The following is a 13,944-nucleotide window of genomic DNA, read 5'->3' on the forward strand; positions in this document are numbered from 1 at the left end:
AGTGCCCGGCACTTGCAAGCAACAGATACAGGGGCGTCGCCAAGCGGTAAGGCAGCAGGTTTTGATCCTGCCATGCGTTGGTTCGAATCCAGCCGCCCCTGCCATTTTCCTATACTCATCCAGGTATACCCTCAGCCTTCAGGTACTGCGCGTGTCCAAGATGATGGTCTTTACGGGGAACGCTAACCCCGATCTGGCTCGGCGTGTCGTACGTCAGCTGCATATCCCTCTCGGTGACATCTCTGTCGGTAAATTCTCCGACGGCGAAATTACAGCCGAGATCAATGAAAACGTTCGTGGTAAAGACGTCTTCATTATTCAGCCGACTTGCGCTCCGACCAACGATAACCTGATGGAACTGGTAGTGATGGCTGATGCCTTCCGCCGCTCCTCGGCTACTCGTATCACTGCTGTTATTCCTTATTTTGGTTATGCCCGTCAGGATCGCCGTCCGCGTTCCGCACGTGTGGCTATCAGCGCGAAAGTCGTTGCTGACATGCTCACCGTAGTCGGCATCGACCGTGTTCTCACGGTTGATCTGCATGCTGACCAGATTCAGGGTTTCTTCGATATTCCGGTAGATAACATCTACGGCTCCCCTGTTCTGGTGGATGACATCGAAGATCAGCGCTTCGAGAACCTGATGATCGTGTCCCCGGACATTGGTGGCGTCGTGCGTGCACGTGCCGTTGCCAAATCCCTGGGCGTGGATCTCGGGATCATCGACAAACGCCGTGAGAAAGCCAATCACTCTGAAGTGATGCATATCATCGGTGATGTCGAAGGGCGTACCTGCATCCTGGTCGATGACATGGTCGATACCGCCGGCACTCTGTGCCATGCGGCCAAGGCCCTGAAAGAGCATGGCGCAGCCAAGGTCTTTGCCTACTGCACACACCCTGTGCTGTCGGGTCGGGCCATCGAGAATATCGAAAATTCCGTGCTGGACGAGCTGGTGGTCACTAACACCATCCCGCTGTCCGCTGCAGCACAAGCCTGTGCACGTATCCGTCAACTGGATATCGCACCGGTTGTTGCCGAAGCGGTTCGCCGCATCAGCAATGAAGAATCGATCAGCGCGATGTTCCGTTAAGGGCCCTGCCCTTCTCGAAATGTCTCGTTGACGAAAAGCGCCCCGCCCCGGCATTCCTGCCGGGGCGGGGCTTTTTTGCCCATACCGTGTTCGGCGCTGGTCGCAAACGCCACTCGGTCATGGCTATTTTGGAGATACAAAATGAACGATTTTACTCTGAATGCTGAAGCGCGTTCCGACCTGGGGAAAGGTGCGAGCCGCCGCCTGCGTCGTCTCGCCGCCCTGGTTCCAGCTGTTGTTTACGGTGGCGACAAAGCCCCTGAATCCATCAGCATGCTGGCCAAAGAAGTTGCCAAACTGCTCGAAAACGAAGCTGCCTACAGCCACGTTATCGAACTGAACGTTGGTGGCACCAAGCAGAACGTGATCATCAAGGCTCTGCAACGTCACCCGGCCAAAGGCCACGTGATGCACGCTGACTTCGTACGCGTTGTAGCTGGCCAGAAACTGACCGCTATCGTTCCTGTGCACTTCATCAACGAAGCTGCTCCAGTGAAGAAAGGCGGCGAAATCTCGCACGTTGTTGCCGAGATCGAAGTTTCCTGCCTGCCAAAAGATCTGCCTGAGTTCATCGAAGTCGACCTGGCTAACGCTGAAATCGGCACCATCGTTCACCTGTCGGACCTCAAAGCTCCTAAAGGTGTCGAGTTCGTGGCTCTGGCACACGGCGATGACAAGGCTGTTGCCAACGTCCACGCTCCACGTGTTGCTCCAGAAGCTACCGAAGAAGGCGCAGCAGAGTAATTCACTCTGTCATGCCTGAGTGAGCAGGTAACATCGCGGACTGGAACGTAGCGAGAAAGCGGGCGGGAACGCGGAGTTTACATCCATGGTAAATGAGCATTTTTCGTCCACTTTCGCCGCCTTCCCTGATCGCGGCGATGTTATCCACCACTCAAAGGAAGGGCCCCTATCGTGACTGCCATCAAACTGATCGTTGGCCTGGGAAATCCAGGCGCTGAATACGAGCAGACCCGGCATAACGCAGGGGCCCTTTTTGTTGAGCGCATCGCCCACGCACAGAACGTGAATCTCGTGGCCGATCGCAAGTATTTCGGCCTGACCGGGCGTTTTTCGCATCAGGGTCAGGATGTTCGTCTGCTGATTCCCACCACCTACATGAACCGCAGCGGCCAGGCCGTGGCGGCACTCGCCGGTTTCTTCCGCATCAAGCCTGAAGAAATCCTGGTGGCGCACGACGAACTCGATCTGCCTCCGGGCGTCGCCAAACTCAAAGTCGGCGGCGGCCATGGCGGTCACAACGGGTTGCGCGACATCATTGCGCAATTGGGCAATCAGAATACGTTCCACCGCCTGCGGCTTGGCATCGGCCACCCGGGCGTCGCCAGTATGGTTTCAAATTTCGTCCTGGGTCGTGCGCCACGCGCCGAACAGGAAAAACTCGATGCCAGCATCGACTTTGCCCTCGGCGTGCTGCCGGATATCCTCGCCGGTGAATGGAACCGCGCGATGAAAAACCTGCACAGCCAGAAGGCCTGACTCTAATCCGAGGGGAAACACCATGGGATTCAATTGCGGCATCGTCGGCCTGCCTAACGTCGGCAAGTCCACCCTGTTCAACGCCCTGACCAAATCCGGGATCGCGGCCGAGAACTTCCCCTTCTGCACCATCGAGCCGAACAGCGGCATCGTGCCGATGCCGGATCCGCGTCTGGACGCTCTGGCGGCCATCGTCAATCCGAAGCGCATCCTGCCGACCAGCATGGAATTCGTCGACATCGCGGGCCTGGTTGCCGGCGCCTCGAAAGGTGAAGGCCTGGGCAACAAGTTCCTGGCCAACATCCGCGAAACCGACGCGATCGCTCACGTCGTGCGCTGCTTCGAAGACGAGAACGTGATCCACGTTTCCAACAGCGTCGACCCGAAGCGCGACATCGAAATCATCGACCTGGAACTGATTTTCGCCGACCTCGACAGCTGCGAGAAGCAACTGCAGAAAGTCGCGCGCAACGCCAAGGGCGGTGACAAGGACGCAGTGGCCCAGAAGGCCCTGCTCGAACAACTGATCCCGCACTTCACTGAAGGCAAGCCTGCACGCAGCCTGATGAAGAACATGAGCGCCGACGAAAAAGCGATCATCAAGGGCTTCCACCTGCTGACCACCAAGCCGGTCATGTACATCGCCAACGTCGCTGAAGACGGTTTCGAGAACAACCCGCACCTGGACGTGGTCAAGGCCATCGCCGAAGAAGAAGGCGCGATGGTTGTTCCGGTCTGCAACAAGATCGAAGCGGAAATCGCCGAGCTGGACGACGGTGAAGAGAAAGACATGTTCCTTGAGGCCCTGGGCCTGGAAGAGCCTGGCCTGAACCGCGTGATCCGCGCCGGCTACGAAATGCTGCACCTGCAGACCTACTTCACCGCCGGTGTCGAAGAAGTCCGCGCCTGGACCGTCCGCGTCGGTGCCACCGCACCACAAGCCGCCGGCGTGATCCACACCGACTTCGAGAAAGGCTTCATCCGCGCCGAAGTGATCGCCTACAACGACTTCATCCAGTACAAGGGCGAAGCGGGCACCAAGGAAGCCGGCAAATGGCGTCTGGAAGGCAAGGATTACATCGTCAAAGATGGCGACGTGATGCACTTCCGCTTCAACGTGTAAAAGCTGCACCCAAGAAAAAGCCGCGTTTGATACGCGGCTTTTTTGTGCCTGATGTCTCGTCCTGAATAAGGTTTACACCTTCTGGCTTCTTTTCAGGAGTGTGCAATGGATTCGGGCGCAAAACGCAGTCAACGCGATTACACGCTGACTTTTAAATTGTCGGTTGTCGACCAAGTCGAAAAAGGCGAGTTGAGTTATAAAGAGGCTCAACGGCGCTACGGAATTCAGGGTCGATCGACGGTGTTGGTTTGGTTACGCAAGCATGGTCGGCAAGACTGGAGCCAAGGCGCCTCCATTCGTTCCCAAAGGACCCGACCGATGGACGAGCCCACTTTGCCCTTAACACCCGAGCAGAGAATCAAAGAACTTGAGGAGCAGTTGGCGCTGGCGAATCAGAAAGCCAAGTTTTTTGAAGACGTGGTGGATGTACTGAAGAACGACTACGGCGTCTCTGTCGTAAAAAAGCGGCCCGGCAAGTCGTTGCGCAAACCCAAACCCTGAGTGTCAGCAGGGCTTGCCAGTTTATGGGGATCAGTCGCCAAGCCTTTTACAAACGTAATCGCGTCTATCGGGCTCGCATCGAGCAAGATCAGAAACTCATCCAGTTTGTGCAGACAATCCGAGTACGCCAACCCTGCATTGGCGCCCGCAAATTGCACTCGTTGATGCACGCGGAGCGTGAGAAACAGGAGCTGCATGTCGGCCGCGATCGGTTATTGGCGGTCTTGCGTGATTACCGCCAACTGGTCCGCAGGAAGCGGGCTTATCACAAAACGACCGACAGTCATCATCACTTCCGCTGCCATCCCAATCTGCTCAAACCAGGCCCGTCGCAAGTTGTCGCTACCGGTCCGGAACAGGTTTGGGTGGCCGATATCACTTATCTGTCCACCAAGCGTGATGATCCGGTCTATTTGAGTCTGGTGACGGATGCCTTCTCAAGAAAGATCGTCGGCTATCACGTGCATGGCAGCTTGCATGCCGACTCAGTGGCTCAAGCCTTGCGTATGGCCTTGAAGACGCGTCGAACACGCCAGAAACTGGTTCATCACTCGGATCGAGGTGTGCAGTACTGCTCGGCGCTATATCAAAAGCTCCATGCCAAACATGGCATCACGTGCTCGATGACTGATGGCTACGACTGCTACCAAAACGCCTTGGCAGAGCGGGTCAATGGCATCTTGAAGACAGAGCTCTTGCTCCACCGACCGACAGACTTGGCGCAAGCGGAGCAAATGGTGCGGGAGGCGATCTTGATCTACAACCAGGAGCGCCCGCACCTGTCCTTAAAATACAAAACGCCCGATGCGGTGCATCGGGCGTTAGGGTGAAACAGGTGTAAACCTATTTCAGGACTAGACATGAAATTCGGCCCGTCAGGCCTTTTTGGTTCTCGGCAGGAAGATCGCCAGCACCCCGAACAGCGGCAGGAACGAGCACAGGAAGTACACGTACTCAATGCCGTGAATGTCCGCCAGATGCCCGAGCAACGCCGCACCGATCCCGCCAAATCCGAACATCAGACCGAAGAACACCCCGGCAATCATTCCGACATTGCCCGGCACCAGTTCCTGCGCGTACACCACGATCGCCGAGAACGCCGAAGCGAGGATGAAGCCGATCACCACACTCAGGACGCTGGTCCAGAACAGGTCGACATGCGGCATCAGCAGCGTGAACGGTGCCACGCCAAGGATCGAGAACCAGATCACCGCCTTGCGCCCGATCTTGTCGCCAATCGGCCCGCCGAAGAACGTGCCCGCCGCCACCGCGCCGAGGAACAGGAACAGATGCAGCTGTGAACTGGCCACCGACAGGTCGAACTTCTCGATCAGGTAGAACGTGAAGTAGCTGGTCAGGCTGGCCATGTAGAAGTACTTGGAGAACACCAGCAACCCGAGCACCACCAGCGCGCTGATCACCCTGCTCTTCGACAGTCCATGAGTGGCGGCCTGGCCGGCCTTGAGCTTGAACAGGTTCAGGTGATGGGCGTACCAGCGGCTGATGCGATAGAGCACGAACAGCGCAAACACCGCGAACAGTCCGAACCAGGCCACATTGCCCTGGCCGAAAGGAATGATGATCGCCGCTGCCAGTAACGGGCCGAATGCCGAACCGGCATTACCACCGACCTGGAACGTCGATTGCGCCAGACCGAAGCGCCCACCCGACGCCAGCCGCGCGATACGAGAAGCTTCAGGGTGGAAGGTCGAAGAGCCGATACCGATCAGCGCCGCTGCCAGCAGAATCAAAGGGAAACTGCCAACCATCGACATCATCACGATACCGATCAGCGTGCACACGGAACCTGCCGGCAGCAGCCACGGTTTCGGATGCCGGTCGGTGTGATAACCGACCCACGGCTGCAACAGCGAAGCGGTCAATTGGAACGTCAAAGTGATCAGGCCGACCTGGGTGAAACTCAGGCCATAGTTGGCCTTGAGCATCGGATAGATCGACGGCAGCACTGACTGGATCAGGTCATTGATCAAATGCGCCAGCGCCACCGCGCCGATGATGCGCATCACCAAAGGGCTGCTTTGGGGAGGAGCGGACGCCGAGGCAGCGGCGGTCTGAACGTTGCTGATAGCCATGGGAGTTTCCGGACTGCAGATGGGTGCACGCGGGCAGGTGCGTCAATGTGCCATTTTTCGGTGCGCCAGCGCCATCCCCTTAGCCAGCTAACGAACTATTCAGTCGTCGCGCCGCAAGTGATAGCGCAACGCCATGGTCTGAATCTTGCCTTGCTTATCCGCTTGAACGCGGCGCCCTTACAAAGGGCATCGAGAATGGGAAGTTTCGCTACAGAGCCGGCCTACAGAGCGGGCAAGGGTGAACTTTCGAGGCCTTTTAGCAGGGCACCAATCCCGGTCGCAACGACCGCGATGCACGCCGATGGTGCGTGGTGTCCAGAGGAGTCATGGGGCATGCAGGCTTTTTTATCACCGGGGATCAGGTTGCTGGGGCGGTTTGGCTTCGCGCGTAAATTCCAGTTGTTGTTTCTGCTGTTTATCCTGCCATTGGCCGGCAGCCTGTTGATGATCGGCCAGGACTATCGCGACAAACTCAACCTGATCGCCGGCGAACGTGCCGGTGTGCGGCAGTTGCTCGCCCTCGATGCTCTCGACAACCTGCTCGCCGCCCAGCGCGACCGCGCCGCCCGCTGGCGCGCCACGGAAACCAACCGCCAGCCGACGCCCGCGACCCTCGCCGCGATGGCTGCGTTCGATGGCGTACAACCTGCTGTTGCCCAGGCGACGCTGGACTTGGGCAATGCCTTGCAAGCCGAAGGCGCGGAAGGAGAAACCCTGACTCGCTATCAGGCGCTGCAAGCCGCGCTCAATGGTCTGGACTCGAAAAGCCTTTCCGGTGTCGGTTGGTGGCCGGACGGTTACGACCGATTCACCAACGCCCTCAGCGCCCTGCAAGCGTTGCGCGAACAGATCGCGATGGACAACCGTCTGATCCTTGCACCGTGGCTGGAAACCTATCTGCTGACGCAGATTTCCACCCAGCACGCACCGGACCTGATCGAACGTGTCGGCCGACTGGCAGCCGTCGGCCAGGCGTCGGTGGTATCCGGCCAGTTCACCCTGCAAAGCCGTCTGCAACTGCGTGACCTGCGCAGCCGCATCGGCGATGCCCGTGAGCAGTTGGTGAAAACTGCGAGCCTGCTCGAAGCGCGTCTGCCGCCGGCCCTGCAAGGCTGGGCCGGGCAATATCACGACAGCCTCAAACAACTGGATGCCGGTCTGAAAGTGCTGGATGACGGCGTGTTCGGCGGCAGCATCAATCTCAAGCCTGAAGAGTTCGAGCGCACTCTCGATGCCCTGCTCGGCAACCTCGCCACGCTGCGCCAGCAATCGCTGGTTTCGCTGGATCAGCGCCTGGATGACTACCACGGATCGGCGATTCGTCAGTTCATCGTTGTCGCCGCTGTGTTCGGTTTCCTGTTGCTGGCGGCGCTGTATCTGTTCGTCTGCCTGCAAGCCTCCATCCGTCGTAGCGCCAGCGGCATCACGCTGCTGGCCGAGGCTCTGCGCGACGGTAATCTGAGCCTGCAAGTGCCGGTCGTGGGCCGCGATGAATTGGCTTCGATCAGCACCGCACTCAACGTGGCGGTGGTGCAATTGCGCACCAGCCTGCTGGGTGTCGATCACGAGACTTCGCAACTGAGCAACGCGGTGCGCAGCCTCAACGATCACTCCAGCGGCGCTCTCAGCGAAGTCGAGGCCCAGCAATTGCAGATCAGCCAGATCGCCGCAGCGGCCACGCAACTGGCGGCGACGTCTCAAGGCGTGGCGCAGAGTTGCGAACAGGCTTCCGGCAGCGCCCAGCACACCCGGCGCATCGCTGCCGACAGCAGCCGTGACAGTCAACGGACCACGGCGAGCATTCAGCAGCTCAATCAGCGCCTGAACGAAACTGCCGCAGCGCTCGGCCGGGTCAGCGAGCAAGGGCAGCAGATTCAACTGGTGGTCGACACCATTCGCGGCGTCGCCGAACAGACCAACTTGCTGGCGCTCAACGCCGCCATCGAAGCCGCGCGGGCCGGGGAGCAAGGTCGCGGTTTTGCCGTGGTGGCCGACGAGGTGCGCAGCCTGTCGCAACGTACGCAATCGTCCACGGCGCAGATCGCCGGCACGGTCGACAGCCTGCGCAATACGGTCAATGAAGCCGTGAGCCTGATGGAGGCTGCCTGCGGCCAGGCGCAATCGGACGCGGAAGCGGTCACGGGACTTGGCGAACGCCTGGGGGAAATCGCCAGCGCCGTGCAGAGTGTCACCGACACCCTCGCCCAGATCGCCACAGCGGTAGAAGAACAGGCGAACACTGCCGATGAGGTCAGCGGCAATATCCAGCAGGTCGATCAAGCGGCGGTTCGTCTGCTCGAAGGCGCGCGGGCCGTGAATCTCGCGGCGGACACCTTGAGCCAGGGCAGCCATGCCTTGAGTGCCAACACCGGAAGATTTCAGCTGCGTTGAAAGCCCCTCCCGCCCCGATTTTCGGCGCGGGAGGATAAGCGGTTGAAAATAAGAAGAAATATTTTGAATTTACGCTTGACGCTTTTCCATTTCAGGGGAATAATGCGCGCCACTTGGCTACATAGCTCAGTTGGTTAGAGCATAGCATTCATAATGCTGGGGTCCGGGGTTCAAGTCCCTGTGTAGCCACCAAGTACTAAAAACGGCTTACCGAAAGGTAGGCCGTTTTTTTATGCCTCGAGAAAAGTGCCGGCCATCGTCAGCCGGCATTTTCTTTTATCCGGCCAGTGCCGCCAGCCCTTTCGTCCAGATCTGCCGCGTGCGCAAACCGACCATCGCTCGCCAGTCCGGATCGGCGGGGTAGAACTGCTCCAGCAGATTCAATTTGATCTCGCGCCCCGTCGCATCCAGCGGATCGCCATGCAGATGCAGCCAGTGATCGTCGCGCAGGTAACGATGCACGTCCGGCCCCGGATAAGTCCCGCACTCGATCACGAACGGCATCAGTTGCACATTCGGCAGCGCATTGAGCAGTGCCTGCGAGGTGTAGCCGGTGGCGGTTGCCGCAACGCCGGTTTCACTCAGGGTTTCGGCTCCAGTGTGCAGCGTGTAGAGCCACGGGCCGTAAATCGACTGCGCCTTGGCCAGCGCTGGATACGGCGCCTGGGTAATCGTCAGCAGCATCGGATGCCCGTACTCGCCTGCGCCGGTGTGCAGGTCGAAACACATCACGGTTTCAGCACCGGCCAGATGATTCTCGATGATTGAGTGCAGCGTGCGATTCGACCAACTCGGCGCGAGTCCGCCAAAGAACAATCCGTCGGGATGACTGTGCTGACCGCCCTCGACAATCGACATGACAGCCGGCCAGCCGTGCTCGGCAATTTGCGCATCCAGCAAGGCATCAGCCTTTTGCCGCTCGGGGCCATTCAAATCGGTGCAGGCGTAAATTTCATGCAGCGCTGCGTAAGCGCGGTTGTCCGGAAGCGGTCGGTTGAAATCCAGGTGATTGCGGTTGAGGTCGATATTGTCTTCGTTGACCCGCCGCAGCCACGTCGTGCCCCACGGGTTGATCAGGTGAACCATCACGACCGCGACATCCTTCGGCAGCGAGTCCGGCGTGAAATGCTCGAACCAGTCGATCTGGCACTCCGATCCGTAATAACCCTCAACCCCGTGGGTGCCGCTGAGCGCCACCAGGCGCCGTTTGGCCGCTGGATCCCCCAGCACCGCGACATCGGTACTCAAAGACTCGCCAAACGGCCCATTGAGCGGATGCGCGTACGAAGAGAGCGTTGCACCCGCAACCTTTGCGGCGGCTAGAAAGCGCTCGCGTTGTTCGCGATAGCTGGGCTGGGTCGGAAACTCGTTGTGCATGGCGGCCTCTTGTTGATTGTTCTGGCTTCACGTTTGCCCATGACCCTACAGAAAATCCGCCAAGGCATGAAGGACAAAGATACCTCCGGTTTGCGTCGTACACGGTCGGCCGATACAGTCCGTCAGACTTTTATCCCACGGACGGAGAGCCCGCGTGTTTCCAGCCCTGCCCCTGAACCGTTTTCGCCTGCCCGCCCTGACGCTGATCGTCAGCGCCATCGCCCTCACGGCCTGCAACGCACCGCCCTCCTCGACCCTGCCGCTGGCACCGGAAGCCGCCTCCGGTTACCGCACCGGCCTGCAAGCCAGCCACGCCGAAAAACACATGGCCGCCGCTGCCAATCCGCTGGCCGCCGAGGCCGGTCGCGAGATGTTGCGTCAGGGTGGTTCCGCCATCGATGCCGCCATCGCGATGCAAGCCGTGTTGACCCTGGTCGAACCGCAATCCTCCGGGATCGGTGGTGGCGCGATGATCGTGCTGTGGGACGGCAAACAAGTGCGCACCTACGACGGTCGCGAAACCGCACCGGCCGGTGCGACCGAGAAGCTGTTCCTCCAGGCCGACGGCAAACCGATGCCGTTCCCGCAGGCGCAGATCGGTGGACGCTCCGTCGGCACCCCGGGGGTAATGCGTGCATTAGAGCTGGCGCACAAAAAGCACGGCCGCTTGCCGTGGGCGACATTGTTCGAGCCGGCGATCAAACTGGCCGAGCAGGGTTTTGCGATCTCCCCGCGCCTGCATTCGCTGCTGGAATCCGACCCGGTGATTCGCCGCTCGCCGGACATGGCCAAGTACTTTCTGAACAGCGATGGCAGCGTCAAAGCCGTCGGCACTCGCTTGCAGAATCCGGCGCTGGCCGCCGTGCTCAAACGCATCGCCAACGAAGGTGCGGACGCACTGTACAAAGGCCCGATCGCCGAAGAGATCGTGGCCAAGGTTCAGGGCCACGCCAACCCCGGCAGCCTGTCGCTGAACGACCTTCAGCACTATCAGGCCAAGGAGCGCGCGCCCCTGTGCACCGACTACAAACGCTGGCAGGTTTGCGGGATGCCGCCGCCATCATCGGGCGGAATTGCAGTGGCGCAGATTCTCGGCACCTTGCAGGCGCTGGAGACCCGCGATCCGCGCCTGTCCCTGACGCCGCTCAAACCTGTGAAGACCGATAAACCCGCCGGCATCGAACCTGCGCCGCAAGCCGTGCACCTGATCGCCGAAGCCGAGCGCCTGGCCTACGCCGACCGCGCGCAATACGTAGCCGATACCGACTTTGTGCCGGTGCCGGCCAAGGGCCTGGTCGATCCGGGTTACTTGGCCAGCCGCGCCAGCCTGATCGGCGAACGCAGCATGGGCACAGCCAAACCCGGCACACCGCCGGGCGTGCAGATCGCCTACGCGCCGGATCGCTCGCCGCTGCGCATTTCCACCTCGCAAGTGGTGGCCGTGGATGACTTCGGTGGCGCCGTCTCGATGACCACCACCATCGAAGCAGCGTTCGGCTCGCACCTGATGGTTCAGGGTTTCCTGCTCAACAACCAGATGACCGACTTCTCGTTCATCCCCGAAGAGAACGGACAGAAAGTCGCCAACCGCGTAGAGCCCGGCAAACGCCCGCGCTCATCGATGGCGCCGACCTTGATCTTCGACCGCAACAGCGGCGAGTTCGTCGCCACCGTCGGTTCTCCCGGCGGCTCGCAGATCATCGAATACGTGGCCAAAACCACCGTCGGCCTGCTCGACTGGAACCTCGACCCGCAAAGCGCCATCAGCCTGCCCAACTTCGGCAGCCGCAACGGCCCGACGGAACTGGAACAGGGCCAGTTCAGCCCGACGCTGATCCAGGCACTCAAGGACAAGGGCCACACCGTCAACGAAATCGACATGACCAGCGGCACCCAGGCAATCGTGCGAGTCAAGGATGCTCAGGGGAAGACAACGCTGGCAGGTGGGGCGGATCCTCGGCGTGAAGGGGTAGCGTTGGGGGATTGAATCAACACTGCCAACTGAAAAAGGCTTACCGAGAGGTAAGCCTTTTTTGTAGGTCCATGAATCCAATTCGGCTAAATCACGCTGCCTTTTCCTACACCGGAAAAATGCTGTCCGGGATAGAGTTTTCCTCCACTGAATTCACTCCCCCCTTTCCCTCCACTGCCGACAGCATCGGTAAAAGTCATCAATTGACACCAACCATTTGTCCAGTATCCACCGACAGACTTGCAGCAGTCCCACAGCGGGACTAGGATCACGCCATGAGAATCATCGCCATCAGTCAGCTAAAAGTCTTTTGGGAACGATATCCGGAAGCAGAGCAGCCATTGCTGGCATGGATAGACGAAGCAAGAAAGGCAAGCTGGAAAACACCTGTGGATATCAAGTCACAGTTTGCTTGCGCCAGCATTCTGAAAAGCCGAAGAGTTGTATTCAATATCAAAGGCAATTCCTATCGCCTGATTGTCGCCGTGGCGTACCGCTTTGGCGCGGTGTACATAAAATTTGTCGGCACTCACAAACAGTACGACGCAATCGACGCTGATACCGTCGAAATGGAGTAACCCATGAACATACGTCCGATTCATACCGAAGAAGACTACCGTGCGGCGCTCAAAGACGTGTCCGCTCTTTTCGAGAATGAGCCAGAGCCCGGCACGCCTGAAGGTGATTACTTCGACATCATGATCACCCTTATCGAGGCCTATGAGGCCAGACACTTCCCACTCGACCTGCCCAACCCGATTGACGCCATAAGGTTTCGGATGGAGCAGTCCGGGCTGTCAGCCGCCGATCTCGCTCCAGCAATTGGCCGGACAAACCGCGTTTATGAAGTTCTGAATGGCAAACGCGCGCTGACGCTTCCCATGATCTGGAAGCTTCACGAATTGTTCGGTATCCCGGCAGAGAGTCTGATCAAACCCATGAAATCGGTCTGATAAAAAACAATCGTGCAGGCACCTCAACATGTATTGCCTACCCTGAATTCCGCACCCACCCAATGAAGAAGGCTTACCGAGAGGTAAGCCTTTTTTGTAGGTCCATGAATCCAATTCGCCAGCAACCGACCCCCTCAGGCGTCACCCTCCTCCTCCGCCACCCGAACCAGCAGATCCCCGGGCTGACAGTTGAGGTACTCGCAGATGGCATCCAGGGTCGCCAGTCGCAGCCCTTTGACCTTGCCCTGTTTGAGCAGCGACAGGTTGGCCTCGGTGATGCCGATGGCGGCTGCAAGGTCTTTGGATTTGACCTTGCGCAGCGCGAGCATCACATCCAGTTGAATCACGATAGGCATGAGGACCTCAAATAAACGTACGGTTTTCCCGATCGACTTCACTGGCCTGCGCCAGAATCCGCGCGATGATCGAAATGCACGCGGCCAGAAACAACGCGACGAATGAGGCAGCCGTGATGCTCAGGGTCAACAGCCGCTCACCGACCGGCGCATTCTGGGTGACCCACAGGCTGAGCATCGGCTCACAGAGGAAATCCAGCAGCACCCAGATCGCCACGGCTCGCCCGACCTTGCCCAGATGCTCCGCCGTTTCCCGGGCGAAATACTCACCTCGCGCGTAACTCTGAAACAGCCGGCGCAAATGGTTCAGGCCCGACGCCAGCGCCAGCAGGGGAATGCTCGACAGCAAGATCCCGCCCAGCTTCTGCCACCACGGAAACAGCGTGGCGGTGTCGGCCATTTGTGACAGCTGGCGCTCGGTCAGCGCAAACCCCAATCCCCAGCCTTCCTTTTCCGCCAACGGTGGGTAAACCCATATGACAGCATTGAGCAGCAGCATCACGACGATCAGGATCAACGTTATCGTCGCCATGCGCCGACTGAATTGCACGAGCCCGTGGGTGGTCATGGGAAAGCCTCACAAGA

Annotated in this window: 13 protein-coding genes and 2 tRNA genes; 11 read left to right on the forward strand and 4 right to left on the reverse strand. The window is 59.2% G+C overall.

Annotated features, from left to right (window positions below; all coding sequences use genetic code 11):
* Nucleotides 1-29 precede the first annotated feature (29 nt).
* From ABTV87_RS24510 to ABTV87_RS24535, 6 genes are all read left to right on the forward strand, one after another.
* Nucleotides 30-104 (forward strand) — tRNA-Gln (locus ABTV87_RS24510).
* Nucleotides 105-151: 47 nt separating this feature from the next.
* Nucleotides 152-1,093 carry a ribose-phosphate pyrophosphokinase gene (locus ABTV87_RS24515; protein WP_003171603.1) on the forward strand — a complete coding sequence of 314 codons (942 nt, stop codon included), beginning with the start codon at nt 152-154 and terminating at the stop codon, nt 1,091-1,093.
* Nucleotides 1,094-1,234: 141 nt separating this feature from the next.
* The gene (locus tag ABTV87_RS24520; RefSeq protein WP_007951725.1) at nt 1,235-1,837 is read left to right on the forward strand and encodes a 50S ribosomal protein L25/general stress protein Ctc; all 603 of its coding nucleotides are present in this window, start codon (nt 1,235-1,237) and stop codon (nt 1,835-1,837) included.
* Nucleotides 1,838-2,008: 171 nt separating this feature from the next.
* Nucleotides 2,009-2,593 carry an aminoacyl-tRNA hydrolase gene (gene pth, locus ABTV87_RS24525; RefSeq protein WP_007951726.1) on the forward strand — a complete coding sequence of 195 codons (585 nt, stop codon included), beginning with the start codon at nt 2,009-2,011 and terminating at the stop codon, nt 2,591-2,593.
* A gap of 22 nt (nt 2,594-2,615) precedes the next feature.
* Nucleotides 2,616-3,716 (forward strand): redox-regulated ATPase YchF, encoded by a 1,101-nt coding sequence (ychF, locus tag ABTV87_RS24530; RefSeq protein ID WP_433898499.1) that lies wholly within the window; start codon nt 2,616-2,618, stop codon nt 3,714-3,716.
* A gap of 105 nt (nt 3,717-3,821) precedes the next feature.
* A protein-coding gene (locus tag ABTV87_RS24535; RefSeq protein WP_371915882.1) for an IS3 family transposase occupies nt 3,822-5,047 on the forward strand; the annotation gives its coding sequence in 2 pieces (ribosomal slippage) (nt 3,822-4,173 and nt 4,173-5,047; 1,227 coding nt in all).
* Nucleotides 5,048-5,092: 45 nt separating this feature from the next.
* Here ABTV87_RS24535 and ABTV87_RS24540 read toward each other — a convergent pair.
* The gene (locus ABTV87_RS24540; protein ID WP_433898500.1) at nt 5,093-6,310 is read right to left on the reverse strand and encodes an MFS transporter; all 1,218 of its coding nucleotides are present in this window, start codon (nt 6,308-6,310) and stop codon (nt 5,093-5,095) included.
* Nucleotides 6,311-6,643: 333 nt separating this feature from the next.
* On the opposite strand from ABTV87_RS24540, the gene ABTV87_RS24545 reads away from it, so the two are divergent.
* Together ABTV87_RS24545 and ABTV87_RS24550 are read left to right on the forward strand one after the other, a co-directional pair.
* On the forward strand, nt 6,644-8,701 hold the full coding sequence (locus tag ABTV87_RS24545) for a methyl-accepting chemotaxis protein (protein ID WP_433898501.1): 2,058 nt from the start codon (nt 6,644-6,646) through the stop codon (nt 8,699-8,701).
* 115 nt (nt 8,702-8,816) lie between these two features.
* Nucleotides 8,817-8,893: transfer RNA gene (locus ABTV87_RS24550), tRNA-Met, on the forward strand.
* Between the two features lie 84 nt (nt 8,894-8,977).
* Here ABTV87_RS24550 and ABTV87_RS24555 read toward each other — a convergent pair.
* The gene (locus tag ABTV87_RS24555; protein WP_085607007.1) at nt 8,978-10,078 is read right to left on the reverse strand and encodes a M14 family metallopeptidase; all 1,101 of its coding nucleotides are present in this window, start codon (nt 10,076-10,078) and stop codon (nt 8,978-8,980) included.
* 154 nt (nt 10,079-10,232) lie between these two features.
* On the opposite strand from ABTV87_RS24555, the gene ggt reads away from it, so the two are divergent.
* The 3 genes from ggt to ABTV87_RS24570 all read left to right on the forward strand — a co-directional run bounded on the left by ggt (nt 10,233) and on the right by ABTV87_RS24570 (nt 13,003).
* The gene (gene ggt / locus ABTV87_RS24560; RefSeq protein ID WP_433898502.1) at nt 10,233-12,065 is read left to right on the forward strand and encodes a gamma-glutamyltransferase; all 1,833 of its coding nucleotides are present in this window, start codon (nt 10,233-10,235) and stop codon (nt 12,063-12,065) included.
* 260 nt (nt 12,066-12,325) lie between these two features.
* Complete coding sequence (locus ABTV87_RS24565) at nt 12,326-12,628, forward strand: type II toxin-antitoxin system HigB family toxin (protein ID WP_064378527.1); 303 nt, start codon at nt 12,326-12,328, stop codon at nt 12,626-12,628.
* A 3-nt stretch (nt 12,629-12,631) separates the two neighbouring features.
* Entirely contained in the window at nt 12,632-13,003 is a 372-nt protein-coding gene (locus tag ABTV87_RS24570; RefSeq protein ID WP_074692315.1) for a helix-turn-helix domain-containing protein, read from the forward strand.
* 134 nt (nt 13,004-13,137) lie between these two features.
* On the opposite strand, the gene ABTV87_RS24575 is transcribed toward ABTV87_RS24570, so the two are convergent.
* On the reverse strand, nt 13,138-13,359 hold the full coding sequence (locus tag ABTV87_RS24575; protein ID WP_085609286.1) for a helix-turn-helix domain-containing protein: 222 nt from the start codon (nt 13,357-13,359) through the stop codon (nt 13,138-13,140).
* 7 nt (nt 13,360-13,366) lie between these two features.
* Nucleotides 13,367-13,927, reverse strand: a complete 561-nt coding sequence (locus ABTV87_RS24580; protein ID WP_221534785.1) for a DUF2975 domain-containing protein — start codon at nt 13,925-13,927, stop codon at nt 13,367-13,369.
* Nucleotides 13,928-13,944 lie beyond the last annotated feature (17 nt).

Source organism: Pseudomonas sp. PSE1(2024) (assembly GCF_050990555.1).
GTDB lineage: Bacteria > Pseudomonadota > Gammaproteobacteria > Pseudomonadales > Pseudomonadaceae > Aquipseudomonas > Aquipseudomonas aphyarum.